The 25,862-nt window shown below is 35.7% G+C and carries 18 protein-coding genes; 17 read left to right on the forward strand and 1 reads right to left on the reverse strand.

Annotated features, from left to right (window positions below; translation table 11 throughout):
- Window positions 1–276: 276 nt before the first annotated feature.
- Window positions 277–1,500 (reverse strand): response regulator transcription factor, encoded by a 1,224-nt coding sequence (locus tag BM253_RS11815; RefSeq protein WP_091524408.1) that lies wholly within the window; start codon window positions 1,498–1,500, stop codon window positions 277–279.
- 542 nt (window positions 1,501–2,042) lie between these two features.
- Here BM253_RS11815 and BM253_RS11820 point away from each other — a divergent pair.
- From BM253_RS11820 to BM253_RS11900, 17 genes are all read left to right on the forward strand, one after another.
- Complete coding sequence (locus BM253_RS11820; RefSeq protein WP_091524412.1) at window positions 2,043–2,459, forward strand: hypothetical protein; 417 nt, start codon at window positions 2,043–2,045, stop codon at window positions 2,457–2,459.
- Window positions 2,460–2,461: 2 nt separating this feature from the next.
- On the forward strand, window positions 2,462–7,741 hold the full coding sequence (locus tag BM253_RS11825) for a T9SS type A sorting domain-containing protein (protein ID WP_091524416.1): 5,280 nt from the start codon (window positions 2,462–2,464) through the stop codon (window positions 7,739–7,741).
- A 9-nt stretch (window positions 7,742–7,750) separates the two neighbouring features.
- On the forward strand, window positions 7,751–8,596 hold the full coding sequence (locus tag BM253_RS11830) for an outer membrane beta-barrel protein (RefSeq protein WP_177205777.1): 846 nt from the start codon (window positions 7,751–7,753) through the stop codon (window positions 8,594–8,596).
- A 1,127-nt stretch (window positions 8,597–9,723) separates the two neighbouring features.
- The gene (gene rfbB / locus BM253_RS11835) at window positions 9,724–10,794 is read left to right on the forward strand and encodes a dTDP-glucose 4,6-dehydratase (protein WP_091524423.1); all 1,071 of its coding nucleotides are present in this window, start codon (window positions 9,724–9,726) and stop codon (window positions 10,792–10,794) included.
- Between the two features lie 158 nt (window positions 10,795–10,952).
- The gene (locus tag BM253_RS11840; protein ID WP_091524426.1) at window positions 10,953–11,300 is read left to right on the forward strand and encodes a four helix bundle protein; all 348 of its coding nucleotides are present in this window, start codon (window positions 10,953–10,955) and stop codon (window positions 11,298–11,300) included.
- Between the two features lie 85 nt (window positions 11,301–11,385).
- Window positions 11,386–11,934, forward strand: a complete 549-nt coding sequence (gene rfbC, locus BM253_RS11845) for a dTDP-4-dehydrorhamnose 3,5-epimerase (protein ID WP_091524428.1) — start codon at window positions 11,386–11,388, stop codon at window positions 11,932–11,934.
- A gap of 394 nt (window positions 11,935–12,328) precedes the next feature.
- Window positions 12,329–13,177, forward strand: coding sequence for a dTDP-4-dehydrorhamnose reductase (gene rfbD / locus BM253_RS11850; protein WP_091524431.1), 849 nt, complete (start codon window positions 12,329–12,331; stop codon window positions 13,175–13,177).
- Window positions 13,178–13,819: 642 nt separating this feature from the next.
- Window positions 13,820–14,842: a UDP-glucose 4-epimerase GalE gene (gene galE / locus BM253_RS11855; protein WP_091524434.1), complete on the forward strand. Its 1,023-nt coding sequence runs from the start codon at window positions 13,820–13,822 to the stop codon at window positions 14,840–14,842.
- Between the two features lie 2,269 nt (window positions 14,843–17,111).
- Window positions 17,112–17,615, forward strand: coding sequence for a transcriptional regulator (locus BM253_RS11860; protein WP_091524437.1), 504 nt, complete (start codon window positions 17,112–17,114; stop codon window positions 17,613–17,615).
- Between the two features lie 106 nt (window positions 17,616–17,721).
- On the forward strand, window positions 17,722–17,913 hold the full coding sequence (locus BM253_RS11865; RefSeq protein WP_143095643.1) for a hypothetical protein: 192 nt from the start codon (window positions 17,722–17,724) through the stop codon (window positions 17,911–17,913).
- 70 nt (window positions 17,914–17,983) lie between these two features.
- Window positions 17,984–18,844 carry a glucose-1-phosphate thymidylyltransferase RfbA gene (gene rfbA, locus BM253_RS11870; protein WP_091524443.1) on the forward strand — a complete coding sequence of 287 codons (861 nt, stop codon included), beginning with the start codon at window positions 17,984–17,986 and terminating at the stop codon, window positions 18,842–18,844.
- Between the two features lie 8 nt (window positions 18,845–18,852).
- Window positions 18,853–19,827, forward strand: a complete 975-nt coding sequence (locus BM253_RS11875; RefSeq protein WP_091524446.1) for an SDR family oxidoreductase — start codon at window positions 18,853–18,855, stop codon at window positions 19,825–19,827.
- Between the two features lie 26 nt (window positions 19,828–19,853).
- Window positions 19,854–21,155, forward strand: a complete 1,302-nt coding sequence (locus BM253_RS11880) for a nucleotide sugar dehydrogenase (protein ID WP_091524450.1) — start codon at window positions 19,854–19,856, stop codon at window positions 21,153–21,155.
- 25 nt (window positions 21,156–21,180) lie between these two features.
- Window positions 21,181–22,356 carry a hypothetical protein gene (locus BM253_RS11885; protein ID WP_143095644.1) on the forward strand — a complete coding sequence of 392 codons (1,176 nt, stop codon included), beginning with the start codon at window positions 21,181–21,183 and terminating at the stop codon, window positions 22,354–22,356.
- Window positions 22,357–22,358: 2 nt separating this feature from the next.
- The gene (locus tag BM253_RS11890) at window positions 22,359–23,405 is read left to right on the forward strand and encodes an EpsG family protein (RefSeq protein ID WP_091524456.1); all 1,047 of its coding nucleotides are present in this window, start codon (window positions 22,359–22,361) and stop codon (window positions 23,403–23,405) included.
- 129 nt (window positions 23,406–23,534) lie between these two features.
- Complete coding sequence (locus BM253_RS11895) at window positions 23,535–24,716, forward strand: glycosyltransferase (protein WP_143095645.1); 1,182 nt, start codon at window positions 23,535–23,537, stop codon at window positions 24,714–24,716.
- Window positions 24,716–25,858 (forward strand): glycosyltransferase, encoded by a 1,143-nt coding sequence (locus BM253_RS11900; RefSeq protein ID WP_091524459.1) that lies wholly within the window; start codon window positions 24,716–24,718, stop codon window positions 25,856–25,858. Before BM253_RS11895 ends, BM253_RS11900 begins: the two co-directional genes overlap by 1 nt.
- Window positions 25,859–25,862 lie beyond the last annotated feature (4 nt).

A 25,862-nucleotide genomic window follows, 5' to 3' on the forward strand; every position in this document is an offset into this window, starting at 1 on the left:
CACCGCACATCCAACGTCCAGGTGACATCCCCCTTAGTCCCCCTTCAAAAGGGGGAGTGCGCCAGCTTTATAAGAAGAATGTCAAGAAAATTGACTCGAGTTGTAATTTTGGTAAGGGGAAATCTATAATGATTAATGCTTAAGATTTTTCGACTTCACTTCGTTTCGCTCAAAATGACAGTTTTCGCTCAGTTTCTATATGACTTGAATTATTTGTAACTGAAAATTTCATCCCAAACCTAGCACCCGACATCCATCGGGAATAAACATATTTTATCAGGAAGCATACAAAATTAAAAGTTCGTTGCGCTGCTTGATGTTAAGAACGTTGTAAATAATTTTTAAATGGTACTTTACCGTATTATCAGAAATAAAAAGTTCTGCTGCTATTTCCTTATTGCTTTTGCCTTTCTTTAGTAACTCAATGATCTGAAGCTGGCGTTCTGTAAAGTGAAATCCATCCAGCTTGCTTTTACCAGAAGGTTGAGCTTGCTCGGTAAGTTGCAGGTGGTATTTTATCTCATTCTGTATTCGCGTATTTTCCTCCGTTATAAACTTGTTTTTAAGCTTGGTATTTTTATAAAGTTTATACGTGATAAAGAGAAGCAGTAATAAAAGTACTGCAAATACAGCAATGGTAAGCAAGATATAATGTTTTTTTTGAGAGCTGTAGTTATATTCCTGGGTTTTCAACTGCTGTTCCAACAGTTCCACTTTACTGCTGTTTATATTGGAATTGTACAGAGAAAACAGCGAATCGCACTTTTGCTGGTGAAAAAACGCATTTTTGTAGTCTTTAGTACTGCTGAAAACGTTCTTCATTATTTCTTCAAGGTAGAATTCATATTTAATGTTTCCTGTTTTTCTTGCAGACTGAATTGCGGCCTGATATGTTGAATCTCTTTTTTGTACGTTTCCTGTATGATGGTAAAGCTCTATTTGTTTACCGAAAATAATAGGCAGTTCTGCCGGAAAATATTGCACACTTAAATTGTATGCCTTATTTAAAATTTCTTCTGCTGCACTGTATTCCTTTGCCTTCAGGTGGAAATAACCTTTCTGTGTGTAAAGGAACAAAATATATTTTGGCTCAAGATTTTTGTAGCCCGTTGCCTCCAACTGGACTGTAAGTTTTTCAGACGTATCAAATTCCTGCTTATCGAAATAGACAAATGATCTTTCGGCTTTTATAATCTGCTCTACAGCAGCGCCGTTATCACCTTTAAGACCTTCTTTAAGCGCCAGATCAAGAAAATGCAGCGCGTGTTCATATTTATAAAGTCTTCTGTAAATGGCCGATTTTAGCAAATAGGCTTCGTACCTTTCTGCAGAAGTTATGTTTGGCTTTGCCAAAAAATTACATACTAATTTGATAGATGCCTCGTGATTTCCCAAATTTGTAGAAACTTCTATTTCGTGTGTCAGTTTTTTAAGGGATCTGTTATTTCCGAAAGCTGAAAGTGTAGAAATAAATAGTAGTAGCGTAATAATTTTCTTCATAAAATGCTATTTTAAGCAAAAGTACCTATTTATTTGAATTATTATCAATAAAAAAAATGTTTTATTGATAAAGAATTAAAATTAAATCACGGTTTACAAGTATTTTATTAAATATTTGATAATTAACGTTTTGTGTTTCTGCTACCCAAGCGGGTAGTGGATTTAGTAACATACTACACTTAAACTACCTTATATAAGCTTTGTTAATATTTTCAAAATTTTCACATTTGTAGCATAAACATGTTACTGGTTGATCTTACATTTTTTCAACTTTAAGCGAACATAAAATTGCTAAATAAAATCTTAACTAAAACGAAATCTATGAAAAAATAAGTACACTTCTAAAAAATGTTGGTAGCACCTACGGGTACTGCTTCAAAATTTAAGGTCAATGCAAAATTATCTGTCCTGTAACGTTAGTAAATGAACATAACGATCAAGTCCTGATTTTCTAAATTAAAACAAAACTGGGTAGAGGTAAAGTATATGTCTTTAAAATTCTGAATTAACCTAAAATGTAAAAAATATCAAAATTTAACTTGATGAAAAAAATCTATTTTTTGCTCCTGGCATTATGGTGTACAGGAATTGTCAAAGCGCAGTCACTAACTGACCAAGAGAAAATTGTACAGCAGTGTATCAATTTAAAATCTTTAGAAAAACTATACCCTGAACATGTACCACTGTATATAATGCAGCATAATGTATCGTTTGGTAACATCCATCCCAGCCACAACGGAAAAAAAGTGTCTTTTTTATCAAAAGACCAGATAAAAGACCAGCATCCAGATGCCTATTTTCTTTTTTGGACTTTTAATGTAAGCGGGAATGATGCCCGTATTGAGTTTGTATACAACTATGACCAAAACACCACCGAAGGCAAAGAATTTAAAGCCACGGTACTACTGGAAAAAAAGGGTGTTAACTGGATTATTAAAGACGCACAACCAAGCCGATAATTATGAAGAACAAAATACTTACATCCATTACAGGAAGGCTGATAGTCTTTTTAGCATTGATGACTTTTGGCTTAGAGGCTGTTACTGCACAAACAGTTTTAAACAACAATAAAGTACGGATAGGTAACGGCACTGAGAGTTCTATAAACTCTTCAGGAAACATGCAGCAGCCATTTTATTACAATCAAACTTTAAATTTATGGAGAAAATTAACCTTTTCTTCCTATCCACTAGATAATGCCTTTGCTACCGGCGGAAGCGGTACCAGCGAATGGAACATTAACGGTACTTTAGTAGAAAACCCTTTGCTGACCGGACAGGTAATAGATTATTCGCAGTATGTGAGTACAGGTACCAATATGGGATATGGTAAGATAATTTCTACGGGTAATATTACCATTGGGGCGGCAACCCTTCAGGTTGAATATACCTATACCCTGGGCCAAAACTCAAGTTTTATACAGGTAAAATGTAAAGTTACCAATGTGGGCAATGCAACAGCAACAAACGTAAGAACATGGCTGGGCACACGTGATGATTATGTGGGCAATAATGATAGACCTACTAAAACAAGGGGCAACCTTGTAAACGGAGCATTTGCAACTGTCTCATCTACCAGTGTTCAGGCTAAAGCCCTTAAAATTGAATCTGGGGTTGAGGGCGTGTTGTTTTATACTACACATCCGCGCGCTTACACCAGTATAAGCTCGTGCTGCTCTTTTATAAATGCCATTAATACCGATCCGCTTAACAGCGCTGTATCAGTAACAAGTGACAATTCTTATGCTATGTATGTAAGGTTTAACGACCTGCCTGTGGGCGCAAGCGATGAATTTTCATTATACTATGCCGCAGGTGATATAGCAGACCTTGAAGAAATTATTAATGAAGTAGCCCAGGCAAGTGGTGCAATAAGTAACATTACCACTAATTCGGCTGTGTTTACCTCTTCTTCTCCAGCAGCAACTACAGGATACTATGTTGTAGTTCCGCAAGGAGCTACACCGCCAACTGCCGCACAAATTCAGGCCGGTACAAATTATGGCAGTACAGTGGTTGCAAATAGCGGCACGGCAGCAATGGCGGCTAATGCATCTGTAACATATAATCTTACGGGGCTTGCTCCGTCTACACCCTATACGTTATATTTTGTAAGTTATAACGGTACGGCTTATTCAACCATATATAATGCTAATTTTACAACGCTAGCACCGTTAACGGCTACCATGAGCAGCAGTACTAACCTTGCGTGCAATGGCGGCACTTCAGGTGCTGCCACGGTTACCGCAGCAGGCGCTAACCCTCCATACACCTACCTATGGAGTAACGGTGCTACAACAGCAACCGTGACAGGTCTTGCAGCAGGTACCTATACAGTTACCGTAACCGATAGCAATAACCAAACAGCCACACAAACCGTTACCATAACGCAGCCTGCAGCTTTAGTAGCTTCTCCGGCTTCTCAAACCAATGTATCTTGTAACGGCGGATCGAATGGTTCGGCTGCAGTTGCAGTAACTGGAGGAACAGGAAGTTATACCTATTCATGGGCACCGAGTGGCGGTACAGCAGCTGCAGCTACAGGTTTAGCAGCAGGTACTTATACCGTAACGGTTACCGATGCAAACGGATGTGAAGCCACACAAAATTTTACAATTACACAGCCTACTGCTTTAGCAGCTAGTGCGGATACTCAAACCAATGTGTCTTGTAACAGCGGATCGAATGGTTCGGCTTCGGTTGCAGTAACAGGAGGAACAGGAACTTATACTTATTCATGGTCGCCGAGTGGCGGTACGGCAGCTACAGCTACAGGTTTAGCAGCAGGTACTTATACCGTAACGGTAACCGATGCAAACGGATGTGAAGCCACACAAAGTTTTATAATTACACAGCCTACTGCTTTAACAGCTACTGCGGATACTCAAACCAATGTATTTTGTAATGGCGGATCGAATGGTTCGGCTTCGGTTGCAGTAGCAGGAGGAACAGGAACTTATACTTATTCATGGTCGCCGAGTGGCGGTACGGCAGCTGCAGCTACAGGTTTAATCGCTGGTACTTATACCGTAACAGTTACAGATGCTAACGGTTGTCAAGCAACTCAAAGCTTTACCATTACGCAGCCCTCAGCTTTATCAGCTACTACATCGGCATCAAACGTTAGTTGCCCAGGCCATTATGATGGTACCGCAGCGATAAATGTTACCGGAGGTACTGCACCTTATACTTATGTGTGGAATAATGGTGGTGTTACTAATGTAATAACCGGTTTAACTGCAGGTGTGTATGTTGTGAACGTTACTGATGCTAATGGTTGTCAGATAGAAAAACAGGTTTTTGTAAACACAACACCCGATACAACTGCTCCTACACCAAATAAGGCAAGTTTACCAACCATTACCAAACAATGTGCGGTAACAGCTGCAGACATTCCTGTACCAACGGCAAACGATAATTGTGCAGGTACTGTAATAGCAACCACCACTGATGAATTAATATATACGGATCAAGGTACCTATACGATTACTTGGACATACAACGATAGAAACGGAAATAGATCAACACAATTACAAACAGTTATTGTAAAAGATGTTACCAAACCAATACCGGCAGTAGCAAGTTTACCAACCATTACCAAACAATGTGCGGTAACAGCGGCTGATATTCCGGTACCAACAGCAAACGATAATTGCGCAGGTATTATTACGGCGACTACTACCGATGCACTGGCTTACACAGCGCAAGGTACGTATACCATCAACTGGACGTATAACGACGGTAACGGTAACACTACAATACAGCAACAAACAATTATTGTAGATGATGTAACAGTTCCTGTACCAACAGTTGCTACTTTACCAACCATTACTAAAGAATGTGCGGTAACAGCGGCTGATATCCCGGTACCAACAGCAAACGATAACTGTGTGGGAATCATCAGTGCGACTACTACCGATGCATTGGCGTACACCGAGCAGGGTACTTATACCATCAACTGGACGTATAACGACGGTAACGGTAACACTACAACGCAGCAGCAGACCATCGTTGTTGACGATGTAACAGCACCTGTACCAACAGTTGTGACTTTACCAACCATTACTAAAGAATGTGCGGTAACAGCTGCAGATATTCCGGTACCGACAGCAAACGATAACTGTGTGGGAATCATCAGTGCAACTACTACCGATGCATTGGCGTATACCGAGCAGGGTACTTATACCATCAACTGGACGTATAACGACGGTAACGGTAACACTGTAACACAATTACAAACAGTTATTGTAAAAGATGTTACTAAACCAATACCGGCAGTAGCAAGTTTACCAACGATCACGAGAGAATGTGCGGTAACACCGGCTGATATTCCGGTACCGACAGCAAACGATAACTGTGTTGGAATCATCAGTGCGACTACTACCGATGCTTTGACGTACACCGAACAGGGTACGTATACCATCAACTGGACGTATAACGACGGTAACGGTAACATGACTACACAGCAACAGACCATTGTTGTTGACGATGTAACATCACCTGTTCCAACAGTTGCTACTTTACCAACCATTACCAAGGAATGTGCTGTAACAGCTGTAGATATCCCGGTACCAACGGCAATTGATAATTGCGCAGGTACCATTACGGCGACTACTACCGATGCATTGGTTTACACAGCGCAGGGTACGTATACCATCAATTGGACGTATAACGACGGTAACGGTAACACTGCAACACAGCAGCAAACAATTGTTGTAGATGATGTAACAGCACCTGTTCCAACAGTTGCTACTTTACCAACCATTACCAAAGAATGTACGGTAACAGCTGCTGATATCCCGGTACCAACGGCAAACGATAACTGTGTGGGAATCATCAGTGCAACTACTACAGATGCATTGACGTACACCGAACAAGGTACGTATACCATCAACTGGACGTATAACGACGGTAACGGTAACACGTATGTTCAACAGCAGACTGTAATTGTTGAAGAATCGCCTTTAGCAGCTATCGTATTGAATGACCTTACAACGGTTTATGACAGTACCGTTCACAATTTAATGGTAGCTAACATGCCTGCAGGCGCGGCTGTATCATACAGCATTGCACCACAGGCCGAAGAAGATAACGGTGCGGTGAATGCAGGTACTTACACGGTTACGGCTGTTGTTACCCCACCTGCATCTGCAGTTAATTGTGAGCCGGTAACGCTTACTGCGGAACTGGTTATTGAAAAAGCAGCACAAAACATTCAGTTTGATGAATTGGAAGTTGTTCTGTTAGAAACAGCTGCGGACTTCCAATTAGATGCAACAGCTTCTTCGGGACTGCCTGTAACATATACGTACACCTACGATCAATCTACACCTGCTGCTACGGTTTCACCTGAAGGATGGGTAGAGATACTACATTCAGGTTCCGTATTAATAACTGCGCATCAGCAAGGTGACAGCAACTACCTTCCGGCAGCTTCTGTAGAACGTAGTCTGATAATTGAAAGCAAAGATGCTTCTATCCAGCAGATTGTTGTTAACGGGGTTGTATATACAGATCCGGATGCGGTAATCTACTATATGCTAGACTGTAATGATACAACTAACGAAGTACCAGTACAGATCGATGCAGAATTTGGAGCAACGGTTTCACCTGCACGTGATTTTGTTATCGGTATTCCTAAACCAGGTGTGTACCGAAATACTGTAGAGGTTGTTTCGGAAGACGGAACAAATGTTCAACGATACCAGATCATTGTAGAACGTCCGTTTGCCTTTGATGATATCGTAGTGCAGAAATTTAACAATACATTATTAATTAATAATAATCCGCAAACAAACGGAGGGTATCGTTTTGTAAAATACGAATGGTACAGAAACGATGTGTTGATCGGTACGGAACAGGTATATTCGGCAGGGAACTCAAAACAAGACATACTAGATGAAAATGCCCTGTACAGAGCAGTTCTTACAACCGAAAACGGTGACGTTATCCATACCTGTGCCTCTGAAATTACGAGAACAAATAATTTTAAAATCAACGTTTACCCTAACCCGGTACGTGTAAACGAGCAGTTGCAGGTAGTTTTTGATTATCCGTCAGCGGCATTCAAAGGTGCTTCGGCTTCGCTTTACACAACATCAGGTAAGCTTTTACAGTCTGTTAAGTTAAATGAGAAAGTATCATCGGTACAGCTTCCTGCAGGTCTTTCGGAAGGAATCTATATGTTGGTGCTTCAGATCGAAGGCAGACAGGAAACAGTTAAAGTGGTTGTTAAACAATAAATTCAAACAGTGAAAAATAACAGTATAAATACATTCTTTAGCTGCTTGGCTGCATTCTTTTTTGTGAGTGCAGCACAGGCACAGGAATGGCAGGTTGAAGGTGCCGGACATTTGATCCAGCATCCGGGCGATGATTCATTTCCCATGGCGAAACATTCCGAAGGGTATTCTTTCGGTATAGGTTACAATCAGTATTTTAATGACAACTGGAGTATCGGTTTGGGACTGTCGTACTTTAAAACAGATCTTACCTTTGCTGCATCGCAGATAAAGGGAACTTCGATGGAGGTGGATATGGAAGGAGATCCGTTCGAGTTTCGATACAGCACCGGCTATTTTAAAGAATCGGTTGTATGGCAAAGCGTACGTATTCCTTTAACAGTACAGTTTGAAACATCGGGCGTTGTGCGCTGGTATCTTAGAACAGGGGTTCTATACGGATTACAGTTGGGAAATTCTAAATACCGTCAGGAATGGAACAACCTTACCACTTCGGGCTATTATCCGGAATGGGATGCGGAACTTACCGGTCCGGAATTCGCAGGATTCGGCAGCATGGGTAACAAACGTACCGAAGGTACGGTAAAGCTTCGCAACACTTTCTCATGGGTTTTGGAAACAGGGGTAAAACAAACACTGAATACCGGCAACAGCCTGTATCTGGGATTGTTCTTTGAAATGGGGTTGAACGATATGCGCCCGTCAACAGTTGCAGAAACACAACCCGTTGAATATACACCGAATCTGGATCAACCGCTTACCTTAAACAGTGTGCTGAACCAGTCGCAGTATAAAGAAAACACCATTATGCCTACCATGTTTGGTTTTAAAATCAGGTACGGCTTTCAATTTTAATACATCACACACAAGAGGCTGCCTTAACGGGCAGCCTCTTTATTTTTTATTATCCAACGTACGATATATATAATAGACGTTAGTGGGTGCCTTTGAGAATATTTCAGCAGGCTCAATAACCGTGCTTCGATACTTCGGCGGACTCAGCAACCATGAACTCAGCATCCATCGTAATTTATTAACAAATTATTTAAATCTTGAATCTGTAGGTTAATTATTCCCCCTTTGAAGGGGGTGAGGGGGATGTAAACTTCTTATAAGTAAAACATTTTAATAGATTTTTTTAATCTTATAAAAGGGTTTTGGGTGCCTTCGAGAGTATTTCGACAGGCTCAATAACCACCTCAGGCACCGCAAGTTCAATAACCGTGCTTCGATAGTTCGACGGGCTCACTAACCATACTTCGGCGGACTCAGCAACCGTGAACCCATTATCCATCATCATTCATCAATTAATAAATCATTTAAATCCTTAAATCTGTGATAAGAAATTCCCTCCTTGAGGAGGGCTAGGGAGGTGTACAAATTATTAATTCAGTACTACAATATACTTTAAAACGATATACAGTAAATTACAACGATCACCGCACACCCAACGGTCAGGTGGCATCCCCCTTAGTCCCCCTTCAAAAGGGGGAGTGCGCCAGCTTTATAAGAAGAAAGTCAAGAAAATTGACTCGAGTTGTAATTTTGGTAAGGGGAAATCTATAATGATTAATGCCTAAGATTTTTCGACTTCACTTCGTTTCGCTCAAAATGACAGTTTTCGCTCAGTTTCTATATGACTTGAATTATTTGTAACTGAAAAATTTCAATTAAAACAACTGAATTTACAGCATTCAGCAATCAGTGTAATTTTTTAACCTTCATAGTAGAAACATTTTAATAAATCATTTGAAATCCGTGCATCTGAGGTACAAAAAGCTTTGAACGGTGCCTGAGGTTCTCGAAGGCACACCCAGGACCATACATCCCGCACCAAACACCAAGCGTCCAACGACTTGTCCGCTTACGGAATCAGCGATTCAACATTACAATATACATTTGTACACTATACAATAGAAAGTCTTTTCCCTCATCCAAAAAAAATTCTATCTTTGAACAAAATTAGCTAAGCATAATACAATATGAAGCAAACCATCATCATTACCGGAGGTGCCGGTTTTATCGGATCGCACGTTGTACGTGAATTTGTAACCAAATATCCCGATTATACCATCGTAAATTTAGATGCGTTAACCTACGCCGGAAATCTGGAAAACCTGAAGGATGTAGAGCATTTACCAAACTATAAATTCGAAAAAACAGATATTTGTGATGCGCAGGCGGTATTGGAAGTGTTTAAGAAATATCAGCCGACGGGAGTAATCCATCTGGCAGCAGAATCGCATGTAGACCGTTCCATTGCCGATCCTTCGGCATTTGTAATGACCAATGTTATTGGTACGGTCAACCTGTTGAATGCTGCACGTGAAATATGGAATGGTACTTCGACAGGCTCAGCACAAGGTTACGAAGGCAAGCGTTTCCACCACGTATCAACCGATGAAGTTTTTGGTGCATTAGGCAGCGAAGGTTTCTTTACCGAAGATACCAAGTACGACCCGCATTCACCATACTCGGCATCCAAAGCTGCTTCAGATCATTTTGTACGTGCTTATCATGATACTTACGGTTTACCTATAGTATTAACAAACTGTTCAAACAATTACGGTCCCAACCATTTCCCTGAAAAACTAATTCCATTGTGTATCCACAACATCATCAATAACAAACCGCTGCCAATTTATGGCGACGGAAAATACACCCGTGACTGGCTGTTTGTAATAGATCATGCAAAAGCAATCGATTTGGTTTTCCACAAAGGTAAAAACGGTGATTGTTACAATGTGGGCGGATTTAACGAATGGCAGAACATTGATCTGGTTAAGGAGTTATGCCAACAGATGGATGCTAAATTAGGTCGCGAACCGGGAACATCGGCACAGCTGATTACCTTTGTAAAAGACCGCCCGGGGCACGATCTGCGTTATGCGATCGATGCCAACAAGATTAATAAAGAACTGGGATGGTATCCAAGCGTAACCTTTGAACAAGGACTGGCAAAAACAATCGACTGGTTTATGGATAATCAGGAATGGTTGAACAACGTAACATCGGGTGATTATCAGAAGTATTACGAGGTGCAGTATAAATAGTTATTACAGTTAGAAAGTTATAAAAAGGATAAAGTGTATAAGTTTATAAAGTTAGATTGTTATAAAGTTAGAGGATCCATTACACCTTTTACCCATCTCACTATATACCCATTTACCCAATTAAATATATACCATTTTACCTTAAAAAAACACATTCTATGGACAGTCACAAAGATTTAAAAGTTTGGCAGGAAAGTATGGATTTAGTTGTCGATATTTACAAGATAACGAAACAATTTCCGAAAGAAGAACTTTATGCTTTAACCAGTCAAATGAAGCGTAGTGCTGTTTCTATACCCAGTAATATATCGGAAGGCGCAGGAAGAAAAGGTAAAGCAGAATATTGTAGGTTTTTATATATTGCGCTGGGTTCGGCTAGCGAATTGGAAACACAGATTGAAATAGCATATCGTTTAAATTTTGTAAGCGATATAAAAGATTTAGATTCAAAAATACGATTTATCAAAAACATGCTGTCTAAATTGATTAAAAGTCTAGATTCCTAATTTCACCCATTTACCCATTTCACTATATACCCATTTAGCTATATAACCATTTCACCTTTTAACTATATACCCGTTACACAAAACAATGAACATACAAGAAACAAAACTAAAAGGCTGCTTTATTTTAGAACCACGAAAGTTCGAAGACGAACGCGGTTACTTTTTTGAAAGCTTTAACGAAAAAACATTCAACGATTTAACAGGTACAAACACTCATTTTGTTCAAGATAATCAAAGTTACTCCAAAAAAGGAGTGATACGCGGTTTGCATGCACAGGCAGGTTCGTACGCACAGGCAAAGTTGGTTCGTGTATTAAAAGGAGAAGTGATCGATGTAGCTGTTGATGCACGTCCCGATTCTCCAACCTTTGGTCAGCATGTAGCGGTACATCTCTCGGCAGAAAACAACAGACAGTTGTTTGTACCACGTGGCTTCTTGCATGGTTTTTCGGTATTAAGCGATGAAGCTGTATTTTTCTATAAATGCGATAATTTCTATAACAAAGAATCAGAACAAGGCATACTATATAACTCACCCGAATTAAATATCGATTGGGGAATAGAAGCTGGAGCAGAAATCGTTTCAGAAAAAGATCTTATTTTGCCAACGTTCAACCAGTTGTATAATCGTTGATTTGTAGAATTATTTAACTTTTGAAAAGTTAAATTAGATTATTTAGCTGTAATAAAAGCGCCATTGGTTAAATGACGATAGTTGCCTCAGCGAAGAAAACGCAATCAAATCGGTTGGTCAGTGAGCTTGTCGAACTGCTATTTGATAGTTTTTAAGATGTAAGGTAACCGTCGTGTGACCGAGGCAAGACAAAAAAGAAAGACTTTTGCTTCTTTTAGTCATAAACCTTTAGGTTCACGACTTCGAAGCTGTGAAAATATGCATGGACGTAAAAGAAGAAGATATATTTAGACAGGCAGAATTTGTTAATTAAGTCAGAATTATATTAAACACGAATTTAGACTTAAAAATTTGTCAGTTCAACAATTCATCACATCAACGATTCAACACAAATATGAAAATATTAATCACCGGCCGTAACGGTCAGTTAGGATCCGAATTACACGATTTAAAAGACGCTTATACACAGCACGAAATGGTCTTCGTTGACCGTGAAGAAATGGATTTAAGCAATCCGGATCAGATTTTAGCAGTATTAGATAGAGAAAAGCCTGAGATTATTGTAAGCGCAGGTGCCTACACCGCTGTTGATAAAGCTGAGAGCGATCAGGAATTATGCGATGCCGTAAACCATATTGCCGTAAAAACAATAGGTGCCTGGGCAGCAGATAACAATGCGAACGTCATCCATATCTCAACCGATTATGTGTTCGACGGTACCAGTGAAACACCATTAAAAGAATCCGATGAACCGGATCCTATCAATGTATATGGATTGACCAAATTACATGGTGAACAGGCGTTGCGTGCATCAAGTGCAAATCATGTCATCATCCGTACAGCATGGGTGTATTCAACTTATGGGGCGAATTTTGTAAAAACTATGATCCGTTTAATGAGCGAGCGTGAAGAGATCGGCGTAGTGGCAGATCAGGTTGGTACCCCAACCTATGCACGCGATTTGGCAAACGCTATCATGCAGATAATCGAAGCACCGGAATTTGTTCAAGGAGTTTTTCATTACAGCAACGAAGGTAAAATAAGCTGGCACGATTTTGCAGTTGCTATAAAAGAAATAAAAGGTTTTAATACCAAAGTAAACGCTATTGGCAGCGATGCATTTCCAACACCTGCAAAGCGCCCGAATTTCTCGTTATTAGACAAGTCAAAAATAAAAGAAGTTTACAACGTATCCGTTCCAGATTGGAAAACAAGCCTGGAAGAAATGCTTGCTAAATTATAAGTCATATTCGGAGTAATAGTTCAACTTTTACTCCGTTTTTCTTTTATATAATATTGTCATTTCGAGCGGAGTCGAGAAATCTTATCAATCGAAGCATCTGAATATACCACATTCAGGCATCCATGTAGATTTTATAAGTTTTTAAAAAATAGACCACTTTAGTAAAATCTTTATAATTCGTGAATTTGTTGTAAAAGATTCCCTCCTTGAGGAGGGCTAGGGAGGTGTTTAAAGTCACATTCAGACATATAAACAATTCAACGAATCAAGATGTGCCTTCGAGAACCTCAGGCACCGTTGGGAGAATTTTTTACTCACAGGACATACACAGTAAAAAATTAATTTAAAATCCATAAATCTGTGGTAAAAGATTCCCTCCTTGAGGAGGAGTAGGGAGCGTTCAAAATAATAATTAACATAACCAAATCATCGGTTCAACAGCTCAACATTTCAACAAAAAAACATCCATCACCTAACTACAGATTAAATTATTTGCACAAATTCCCCATACACCTATATACCCTTCTACCTAATATAACACATCATCGGTTCAACAGTTCAACAATTCGCAGAATCACCAGTTCACAATAAAATATACAGCAAAAAAAGCTATATTTGAAAACTAAAAATAAGAATAAGAATATGAAAAATATATTGGTAACAGGTGGTTTAGGCTACATTGGTTCACACACTGTAGTGGCTTTACAGCAGGCAGGATTTCAAGTATATATTATTGATGATCTTTCAAATACGCAGTTGGAAGTTTGGGACAAGATAACAGGGATAACCGGTGTACAACCTGTATATTACAATATAGATCTTAAAGATTTTAATGCAGTAAGCGTCTTCTTTCAGTCACATAAAATAGATGGAGTTGTTCATTTTGCAGCATACAAGGCAGTAGGCGAGTCTGTTGAAAAACCGTTAATGTATTACCGCAACAATTTAGTAGGCTTAATAAATATGTTGGAAGCTATGGAAGAAAACAATGTAGGTCATTTTATTTTCTCTTCTTCCTGCACCGTATATGGTCAGGCAGATCACATGCCGATCAGTGAAGCTACTCCCTTAAAAAAACCGGAGTCACCTTATGGAAATACAAAAAAAATGGGAGAGGAAATTATAGAAGATTTTGTAAAGGCTACCCATAAAAAAGCAATTGCCTTAAGATATTTTAATCCGGTAGGGGCACATTCTTCTGCGGCTATTGGTGAAGTTCCTAATGGTATTCCAAACAACCTTATTCCGTATGTAACCCAAACAGCAATGGGAATTAGAGAAAGCTTAGGTGTTTTTGGTAACGATTATGAAACCCGTGACGGAACAGCCGTTAGAGATTATATCGATGTAAACGATTTAGCCGATGCCCACGTTAAAGCCATGCAGCGTTTATTGGATGGAAAGAACACAGCTAATTTAGAGTTTTTTAATTTAGGGTCAGGTACAGGATCTACTGTTTTAGAAATAGTAGATGCCTTTGAAAAGGTAAATAACCTTAAAATAAACTACGAAATTAAACCACGCAGGGCAGGAGATATTGTAGAAGCTTATGCCGATTATTCAAAGGCAAAAGAACAATTAGGTTGGGAACCTAAAACAGCCTTGCAAACGTCTATGCAAACCGCTTGGGAATTCCAACAGCAGTTAGGTAAACAAGCAGAATAGTATTTTTTATTCTTTATAGTTTAATAGAAACCCTGAATTCGTTTTACAGCGATCATCAGGGTTTTGTTTTGTAAATTCTCAATAAAACAACTGATTAAATGATTCACACGAAGTACCCCGTATACCCATTTACCTCTTTAACTAAATAACCGTAAAAACACCCGCCGGTACGCGTATTTTTCAGCAGCAGTTAAGTATAGAGGCAAGCGTGACGCTTACGGAAATAGAACCTGTTAGGGTATAGGTAAATAAGAATGTTTGTTATCTTGTTATGTCGACAGTAGATTAGGTTCGCAAGCTTTAATTACCTATTAAAGTAGGCTTTGATATGCTTTAAACACGTGATTGATACAACACTGATGCGGCATTGATAGGTTGAATTTTTTTTTAACCGGGATTTTTAGAGTAACTAAATACGTTTGAAAGATAGTGATTTTTTTATAAATCTATCATTCCCAGGTTCACTTACTAAAGTCACTGCATTTTATACCCATTTACCATTCTACCTAATATAAAATAAGCAGTTCAACAGTTCAATAATTCCCCCAGATCTTGTACCAATCTTCCTGGGGATAAAAATAATTTACCATTAAATTACCGATCAAAATAACTGAATGTACCACATTCAGCCATCTGTGTTTATTTTATACGTTCTTTTAGATATAAACTTTAGTGCATTCTTTACAATCTGTGCATCTCCTATGTTCGCAAGTTATAGATTTGAATAAAATAAGATAAAATAAAAAGAATGAGAGTGGATAGAAACCGTATTGTTATGAATACACAGCCCATTAAGCCAAAGGCGTTAAAAACGTTAAATGCAACTTCGTAAAGAAATTTCGACGCGAAGCATTCGAAATTTTAGAAGTAAAAGCCAACGTTTAGTCTTTGGGTTGTAGGGCTAAAAAAGAGATTTTTGCAACTTTGTATCTTTACAAAGTTGAGAGAAAACCAAGTATTTCAGTCACTAAGAATCGAGTATTATAACTGAGAGTATTCATTTAACCTTAGAGTAATCAATTCGATTTTTGATTGAGAACGACAACAGTAAACAAATCCAAATCATAGCGCGAACCTGTCTCGCTTTACCGGATAGTCAATCAAAACAACTGAATGTACCACATCAGCCATCTGTGTTTATTTTATACGTTTTTTTAGATATAAACTTTAGTGCATTCTTTACAATCTGTGCATCTCCTATGTTCGCAAAGTTATAGATTTGAATAAAATAAGATAAAATAAAAAAAATGAGAATGGATAGAAACCGTATTGTTATGAATACACAGCCCATTAAGCCAAAGGCGTTAAAAACGTGAAATGCAACTTCGTAAAGAAATTTCGGCGCTAGGCATTCGAAATTTTAGAAGTAAATGCCAACGTTTAGTCTTTGGGTTGTAGGGCTAAAAAAAGAGATTTTTGCAACTTTGTATCTTTACAAAGTTTAGAAAAAAACAAGTATTTAAGTCACTAAGAATCGAGTATGAAAACTGAGAGTATTCATTTAACCTAAGAGTAATCAATTCTATTTTTGATTGAGAACGGCAATAGTAAACAAACCCAAATCATAGCGCGAACCTGTCTCGCTTTACCGGATAGTCAATCAAAACAACGAATGTACCACATCAGCCATCTGTGTTTATTTTATACGTTATTTTAGATATAAACTTTATTGCATTCTTTACAATCTGTGCATCTCCTATGTTCGCAAAGTTATAGATTTGAATAAAATAAGATAAAATAAAAAGAATGAGAGTGGATAGAAACCGTATTGTTATGAATACACAGCCCATTAAGCCAAAGGCGTTAAAAACGTTAAATGCAACTTCGTAAAGAAATTTCGACGCGAAGCATTCGAAATTTTAGAAGTAAAAGCCAACGTTTATTCTTTGGGTTGTAGGGCTAAAAAAGAGATTTTTGCAACTTTGTATCTTTAAAAAGTTGAGAAAAAAACAAGTATTTCAGTCACTAAGAATCGAGTATGATAACTGAGAGTATTCATTTAACCTTAGAGTAATCAATTCGATTTTTGATTGAGAACGGCAATAGTAAACAAACCAAGATCATAGCGCGAACTGTCTAGCTTTAGCGGATAAGCGATTCATCAGTCAACGAATCAAGGGTTAACCAATACAACATACATTTTACAGCAAAAAAAACACCCATCATCCCACACCATACACCCCCTCCACATTACCAAACCGTAAATTTTAATCCAAATATTTGTTTTATAAATCTAAACGAGTACCTTTACTGCTCATTTTAACAAAACATGTTAGACCTGTTAATTACATCTAAAACACGAGTAAAGTTGTTGGTAAAGTTCTTTATAACTTCAGCCAATTCAGGGCATTTACGTGGTTTGGCAACTGAGTTTAACGAATCAACAAATGCCATCCGTAAAGAGTTGAATCATTTGTCTGATGCGGGTTATCTAGAGAAGAAAGAAGTCAGTAATAAAATTGCATACGCGGCGAATGAACAGCATCCAATGTTTAAATTGTTGCAACAGGTGGTTCACAAATATTTGGGTTTGGACACTATTGTTGAACAGATTTTGGAACGTATGGGAGATGTGAAACAGATTGAATTAATTGGCGATTATGCAAAAGGAATTGACAGTGGCATCATTGAAATTAATATTACAGGTAATACCATTAATACCGAATATACCAAGAGTATCATTCCAAAAATAGAGGAAATTGTGAATCGTAAGGTTTTATTTCATTACGATAGGGCGTTGTCAGAAGATGGAATCGTGCTATTTGGCGGGTAGTGAGCTTGTTGAACTATCGAACTATGGTTGCTGAGCTTGCGGAAGTATGGTCACTGAGCGGAGCCGAAGTGAAGTATCGAAATTAACATTATATAAAAGCAATTCAGTGAAAGAAGATTTTGTAGCATTTAGTGAAAGAATAGAGAAAATAAAGTCATTAGATATTCTATCTTTTAAAAAATTATATAATAAGAAATTAAATATATTTTTATTAACAGGCACAGAAATAGCTAAAGATGAAGTATTAGGTTTAAAGAAAAGTTTTAATGACTTTTTTGTTCACAATAATATTAAGTAATATAGACTAAAGTCGACAATATATATTCAACAATAAACCTATTCAAAGGTTAAACACTAAACATAAAGAAATGAAAGGAATTATCTTAGCCGGTGGGTCTGGTACCCGTTTACACCCCTTAACATTAGCTGTAAGTAAACAGTTAATGCCGGTTTATGATAAACCGATGATTTATTATCCGTTGTCCACATTAATGTTAGCCGGTATTAATGAAATATTGATCATTTCAACACCGCATGATCTACCGCATTTTGAAAAGTTGTTGGGCGACGGTTCTCAAATCGGTTGTCGGTTTGAGTATGCAGAACAACCGGAACCAAATGGTTTGGCGCAGGCATTTGTTATCGGGGAACAATTTATCGGTGATGATAAAGTAGCGTTGGTCTTGGGCGATAATATCTTTTACGGAAGTGGTATGAGCAAGTTGTTGCAAGATTGTACCAAAGAAGAAGGCGGTGTGGTATTTGCATACCCCGTACACGATCCGGAACGTTATGGAGTGGTAGAATTTGATGAGGATAACAACGTATTGTCTATAGAAGAAAAACCAACTCAACCAAAATCAAATTATGCTGTTCCTGGATTGTATTTTTATGATAATTCGGTAGTGGAAATTGCAAAAAATATTCAACCTTCTGCCCGTGGTGAGTATGAAATTACCGATGTTAACAAAGAATATTTAAAACAGGAAAAATTGCGCGTAGGTGTTTTTGACCGCGGAACTGCTTGGTTAGATACTGGTACTTTTGCATCGTTAATGCAGGCAGGTCAGTTTGTACAGGTAATAGAAGAACGTCAGGGAATGAAAATTGGTGCGATTGAAGAAGTAGCTTACCGTATGGGTTATATCAATAAAGAACAATTAATAAAAGCTGCCGAACCATTAAAGAAAAGTGGTTATGGAGAATATTTGATAAATATATCTATTTAATTACATTAATGAAAAAAATATTAATTACAGGAGGTGCTGGGTTTATAGGATCGAATTTAACGGAATACTTTTTGAATAAAGGGTATTTCGTTAGATGTTTAGATAATTTCGCAACAGGTTACCACCACAATATCGAAGAGTTTTTAAATAATTCTAACTATGAATTAATTGAAGGGGATATAAGAGATTTAGAAACTTGTCATTTAGCAGTAAAAGGTATGGATTATGTATTACATCAAGCTGCTCTAGGTTCAGTTCCGCGTTCTATTAATGATCCAATAACTTCGAATGAAGTCAATGTTTCCGGTTTTTTAAACATGTTAGTGGCATCTCGTGATGCAGGAATCAAGCGTTTTGTTTATGCTGCATCGTCATCCACGTATGGTGACTCGGAGAAATTACCTAAAGTAGAAGAAATTATAGGTAAGCCTTTATCACCTTATGCGGTTACTAAGTATGTAAATGAGTTATACGCTGACGTGTTTGCAAAAACCTACAATATGCAGATTATAGGTTTACGTTATTTTAATGTTTTCGGACGTCGCCAAAATACACGTGGAGCTTATGCGGCTGTTATTCCCTTATTTACCAAACTGTTAATTCAACATGAAAGTCCTACAATTAATGGAACAGGTGAAAATTCACGTGATTTTACATACATTGATAACGTTATTCAGATGAACGAGCGGGCAATGTTGACGGATAACGAAAACGCTGTTAATACCGTATATAATACTGCTGTTGGGGACAGAACTAATCTAATGCAGTTGGCAGGTTATATTAAAGAATATTTAGCGGAATATGATACAGAAATAGCTAAAATTGAAATTAAATTTGGTCCAAACAGAGTTGGAGATATTCCACACTCACTGGCATCAGTTGACAAAGCTAAACAATTATTAGGATACCAACCAACACATGTTATACAACAAGGTTTAAAAGAAGCAGTTAGATGGTACTGGGAAAACAAATCAATGTTATAATTTTCAAATTTAGATAATTAAAAAGAATGAATACAAAATATAAGATAGCCATAATTGGTTTGGGATACGTTGGATTACCTTTAGCGCGTTTATTTGCTACAAAATATCCTACTATTGGTTTTGATATTAATACTAAACGGATTGAAAAATTAAATCAAGGAATTGATGATACATTAGAAGTTGATAACGAATCGCTAAAGAAAGTATTAAAATCTACAAATGATAATGAGGTTGGTTTATACAATTCTTGTGATATTATGGATATTCAAGATGCTAATATATATATAGTTACAGTACCAACACCTGTTGATAAAAATAATCGTCCAGATTTAACACCTTTATACAAATCTAGTGAAACAGTAGGTAAAATATTAAAAAAAGGAGATATTGTTATTTATGAATCTACTGTATATCCTGGGGTAACTGAAGAAGAATGTATTCCTGTTTTAGAAAAATTTTCAGGATTGAAATTTAATATAGATTTCTTTGCAGGCTATTCTCCGGAAAGAATAAATCCAGGTGATAAAGAACATACTGTAGAAAAGATACTTAAGGTTACATCTGGTTCAACCGCTGAAATTGGAAAAGTAGTTGATGATTTATATAAATCAGTTATTATAGCGGGAACTCATTTGGCTCCATCTATCAAGGTAGCTGAAGCTGCAAAAGTAATTGAAAACTCGCAGAGGGATATTAATATTGCTTTTGTTAATGAGCTGGCAAAGATATTTAATCTTTTAGAGATTGATACTCATGCGGTGCTTGAGGCTGCAGGTACTAAATGGAACTTTTTACCATTTAAACCGGGATTAGTGGGTGGACACTGTATTGGAGTTGATCCTTATTATTTAGCGCAGAAAGCACAGGAAAAAGGGTATCATCCTGAAATTATTTTGGCAGGTCGTAGATTAAATGATTCTATGGGTGAATATGTAGCGTCTCAAATCATTAAATGTATGATTAAAAAAGGTATCAATGTGAATAATGCCAATGTTTTAAATTTAGGAATTACTTTTAAAGAAAACTGCCCTGATGTTCGAAATACAAAGGCCGTAGATGTAATAAAAAGTTTAGAAGAGTATGGAGTAAAGGTAACGACTTTTGATCCTTGGGCAGATCCTTTGGAAGTAGATCATGAATATAATGTTTGTTCTGAAAATGATATACAGGCGATTTATAACTATGCATCTTTAAATAAATATGATGCTGTAGTATTAACTGTTGCACACAAAGAGTTTTTTGATTTAGATCTGAATCAGTTTTTACAAAAAGACGGGATAATTTACGATGTAAAAGGAGGTTTGGCGCAATCACACCATAAATTGTAACTTTTGTTGAATGTTTAAAAATTTTTTGAAATTATTTTCAGGTAATGCCTTTGCACAAGCTATACAACTTTTGGGGTTGTTGGTTTTAACAACCTTATATATTCCTGATGATTTTGGTGTATTGGGGAAAATTCAATCAATTTCTGCAATTTTAACTATTGTTTTAACTCTTCAGTTACAGCATATTATTCCTTTGTCAAAAAACGAAAAAGAAGCTACACTCCAAACAAGTTTAGTTTTTAGTACGCTTCTTATTATGTTTACATTAATTATAACGATTTCTTTTTTTATAAGTAAAGAGTATATCTTTGCAACACTTTTTGCGTTTTTATTAGCAATCGTTAATTTATTAAATAATTTTCTAATTTATAGAGGTGAATTTACATCACTCTCTTTAATTTTTATATTAAGAGCTATTTTTATTGTTATTTTACAACTTTTGTTTTTTTATGTAAAAGTTGATTATGGTTTGTTATTGGGAGCGTTCATAGGTGAGTTAGTATCTGTTTTATTCATTTTTTTGTATAAAAAGTTATTCTTTATTACTTTTTTTTATAAAAATAGCTTAAAAAGTGTTAAGTCTCTTGTTGTTGAATGGAGGTCTTATACTATTTTTGGTACCATTCAAGAACTGTTATCCGTATTGATTTATAGCCTTCCTGTAATTTTTTACGTGGACAAATTTGGTGAAAATATTGGAGGACAGTTTTCAATGGCATATCGGTTAATTTGGGCACCAACAGTATTAGTATCTTCGAGCTTGGCTCAAGTGTTAACACATAAATTTGCAAAAGATAATGATTTTGTCTTTTTAAAGTCGGTATTTTGGTTTGACAAGCGATTAATAGTGGTTTTAGTTTTGCTGTTTATGGGGTTATTTTATATTGATTTTATAAATCAAAACTATTTAGCTAATAAATGGGCAATTACTTTTCAGCTGTTTCCCTATATGTTTGTAAATGCGGTTTTCTTTCTCTTTGCAAATCCATATAGAGTTGCTTTAAGGATAAAAAAGTTAAATATTGTTATTTTGATAATTGAAGTTTTTACTATTTTATCTATTGTAGCAATGTTTTATTTTATGAATGTTGATGTGATTTTATTTACGTTCGCAATTACATGTTTATCAGTTGTACAGAATATTATGATTGTTGGGGGATATTATTTAAATAAAAATCATTTTGTCAATTCAGTAATATAGTTATGGAAATTTATTTTATAATATTTATTTCTCTTTTTGCTTTTTCAGTTTTTGATCGGTTTGAGCCTCGTGATTATTCACGATTTCTCTTTAAGTTTTCCCTAATATTTTTAATGTTTTTTGTCGGTATTCGTTATAATGTCGGCAATGATATTGATACGTATTATCAAAATTATTTAGGTATAAATACTGACGGAAGTACGGATTCTAAAGAATTGATTTATATACTTTTTAATGTTCTTTTTAATTTTGAATTTGTAATTTTCTTGTTCTCCTTATTATCTTTTTACTTTTTATATTATGGTATAAAGTATTTTAATTATGAATATGCCAATACAGTTCTTTTTATTTATTTTTCTATTTTTTTAATAACCTTTAATATTCATATAATTCGTCAGGGATTGGCAATTGCCATAGTTCTTTTAGGTTATAAATACTTATTTGAAAAAAAATATTATAAATATATTTTATATGTTGTTTTAGCTGCGGGGTTTCATATATCTGTATTAATAGTACTGCCTATATCGTATTTTTTTAAATATGAAATAAAAAAGAAAGTACAATTAATTGTTTTGGCTATCAGCATAGTGTTAAGTTTAAATATAGGTTTGTTGACAAATCTTTATTATTATATAGCAAGCAATACTCCATTTCTAAATAAATATTTACTTGTATACCGGCGAGAGGAAACAACTGAATATGGTTTTAGTTTGGGAATGTTGTTTGATATTATTTTGTTGCTTTTTTTAATGAAAATTTCAGATAAGTTTACAGAAAAAGAAAAGTTTTTATACCGTATCTTTTATATTTCGGTAATATTATCGTTATTATTAGTTATGGATCCCGCTGCGCTACGTTTAAATTATTATTTTAGAGTTGTTTTAATATTATTGTTTCCATTATTATTACAGCATTTTAAAATTCGTTTAATTACCTATTTAGCAATTTTTGTTGCATGCTTTTTATATATGTATAAAGGATTTACAACCGTTGGTGAATATGGTAGAGGAGATAGGAATTTATATTATAGAACTATTATTGGAAAATAGAAAATACTCTAAATATAATAAATAGTTTTAGTTTTGTGAAATTATTATTACCAATGAATATGATGCAAAAAATGTCAATAATGATGAGTGGATTTTTAAAATTAACAGCAGTTTTTAAATAAAATTTAAATGAAAGTAATATATACCGGTGCTTTTAGGTTTCCAGATAAAGATGCTGCTTCACAAAGAGTTTTGAACAACGGTAAGATTCTTAAAAAGTTGGGTTATGATGTTAGTTTTTTAGGATGGGAAAACAAAGAGAGAGAGGAAGATTTAAATGCTGAAAAAAAATATGTTTATGAAGGTTTTGAATATAATTCAATGAATGAATTAGATATTATAAACACTTCTGTTCTTTCAAAAATTTCTAATTATTATCAAAGAGGCAATAAAACATTAAAATATATAGAAAATAATTATAAAAATATAAATATAATTATAATCTATAATTCAAATTATTTATTTGTAAATAGAATGATTAAGTTTTGCCGCATTAACAAAATAAAATTAATTATCGATAGCACTGAATGGTATGAATCGGAACATTTACCAGGAGGAAAATATGGTATTCCAAGTATTGATAACTTTTTAAGAATGAAGGTAGCGAATGTTAAAGCACAAAATGTAATTGTTATTAGTACTTTTCTAAAAAAGTTCTATGATTCAAATGCATGTAAAACATTGTTACTACCACCATTAATTGATATTAAAGAAAAAAAATGGCTAATAACAAATAATGTTAGAAATTATAACGATGATATTAAAATTATATATGCTGGTGATCCTGGCAGAAAAGATATTTTAGGAGATGTTATAAAAACAGTTGAAATTTTTAATAAAACATCACAAAAAAAAATTACTTTTAACATTTTAGGTATTGACGAAAATAGACTTTTAAATATTTTGCATATGGATAAATTACCAGATAATGTAAATTGTTTAGGTAGGGTTGATATGCATCTTGTACCCAAATTCTATAGTGAAAATCATTTTTCTATTTTGATTAGAGAAGATAAACGTTATGCACATGCAGGTTTTTCTACTAAATTTGTAGAGAGCTTATGTAGTGGAATACCAGTTATAGCAAATAGTACTTCAGACATTAGTACTTATATCGAAGATGGTAAGAATGGATTCATTTTAGAAGATGGAAGTATAGGTAATATATTGAAAATGTTTACAAAATTGGAAAATTTGTCTCCTTCTCAATATCAAGATTTAAGTAGTAATGCTAAATTATCTGGAGTTCAATATTTTGATTTTAATAGTTATATAATAACAACTAATCTTTTTTTTAAAGGTTTATTATAATGAAATATAAATTAGGAATAGACGCTTCCCGTAACCGCTCAGGTGGTGCTAAAGCTCATATTATTGGTATATTAAAAGACATAGAGTGCTTGCCAGAAGAAATGGAAGAAGTACATATTTGGTCGTATGACGAATTATTAAATATGTTACCAAATTATCCTTGGTTGATTAAGCATTCGCCGAAATCTCTTAAGAGAAGCCTTATTCATCAATTAATGTGGCAATATAAATGTTTGCCTAAAGAAGCTAAAGAAGCTAAAATTGATATAATGCTAAATACAGATGCGGGAACCATTAGTCGTTTTTTACCTGCAATTACCATGAGTAGGGATATGTTATCGTATGAGCCTGGTGAGATGCAAAGATTTGGACTTTCATTTCAAAGATTAAGACTACTAGCACTGAAATATGTTCAAAATTATTCTTTAAAAAACTCAACTGCAGCAATTTTTTTAACAAAGTATGCTGCGGAAGTAATACAGAAATCTTCTGGGAATATTGCAAATTATAAAGTTATTCCTCACGGAGTTAGCGAGAATTTTAGAATAAATACCTCTCTTTGGAAAAATGATGAAAGAATTGCTAAGCCTATTAGGTGCATTTATGTATCAAATGTTGCGTTGTATAAACACCAGTGGAATGTTGTTAAAGCTATAGCAAATTTAAGAAATGAAGGATATAATTTAATAATTGATTTCGTTGGAGGCGGAGAAGGTAAAGCTCAAGATTTATTTTTAGAAACAGTCGCTAAAGTGGATCCTAAACGGGAATTTGTTTCACAATACGAATTTGTTTCACATAAAGACCTACCAATATATCTTGCTAATTCGGATATTTTTATATTTGCATCAAGTTGTGAGAATATGCCAAATACATTAATTGAAGGAATGTGTACGGGAATACCCATAATATGTTCTAGCAGAGGTCCAATGCCTGAAGTGCTCCAAAATGGAGGTCTCTATTTTGATCCTGAAAACAGTATGACAATCACAAATACACTAAAAAAGATGATTGATAATGAATTAGAGCGTATGGAATTTGCAAAAAAGTCAAAAGATTTATCCAAGCAATATAGTTGGAATCGATGTGGTAAAGAGACCTTTAATTACGTAACTGAAGTATATAATAATTTAAAGAAATAATATA

The organism is Paenimyroides ummariense (assembly GCF_900115115.1).
In the GTDB taxonomy this organism is placed as follows: Bacteria; Bacteroidota; Bacteroidia; order Flavobacteriales; family Flavobacteriaceae; genus Flavobacterium; species Flavobacterium ummariense.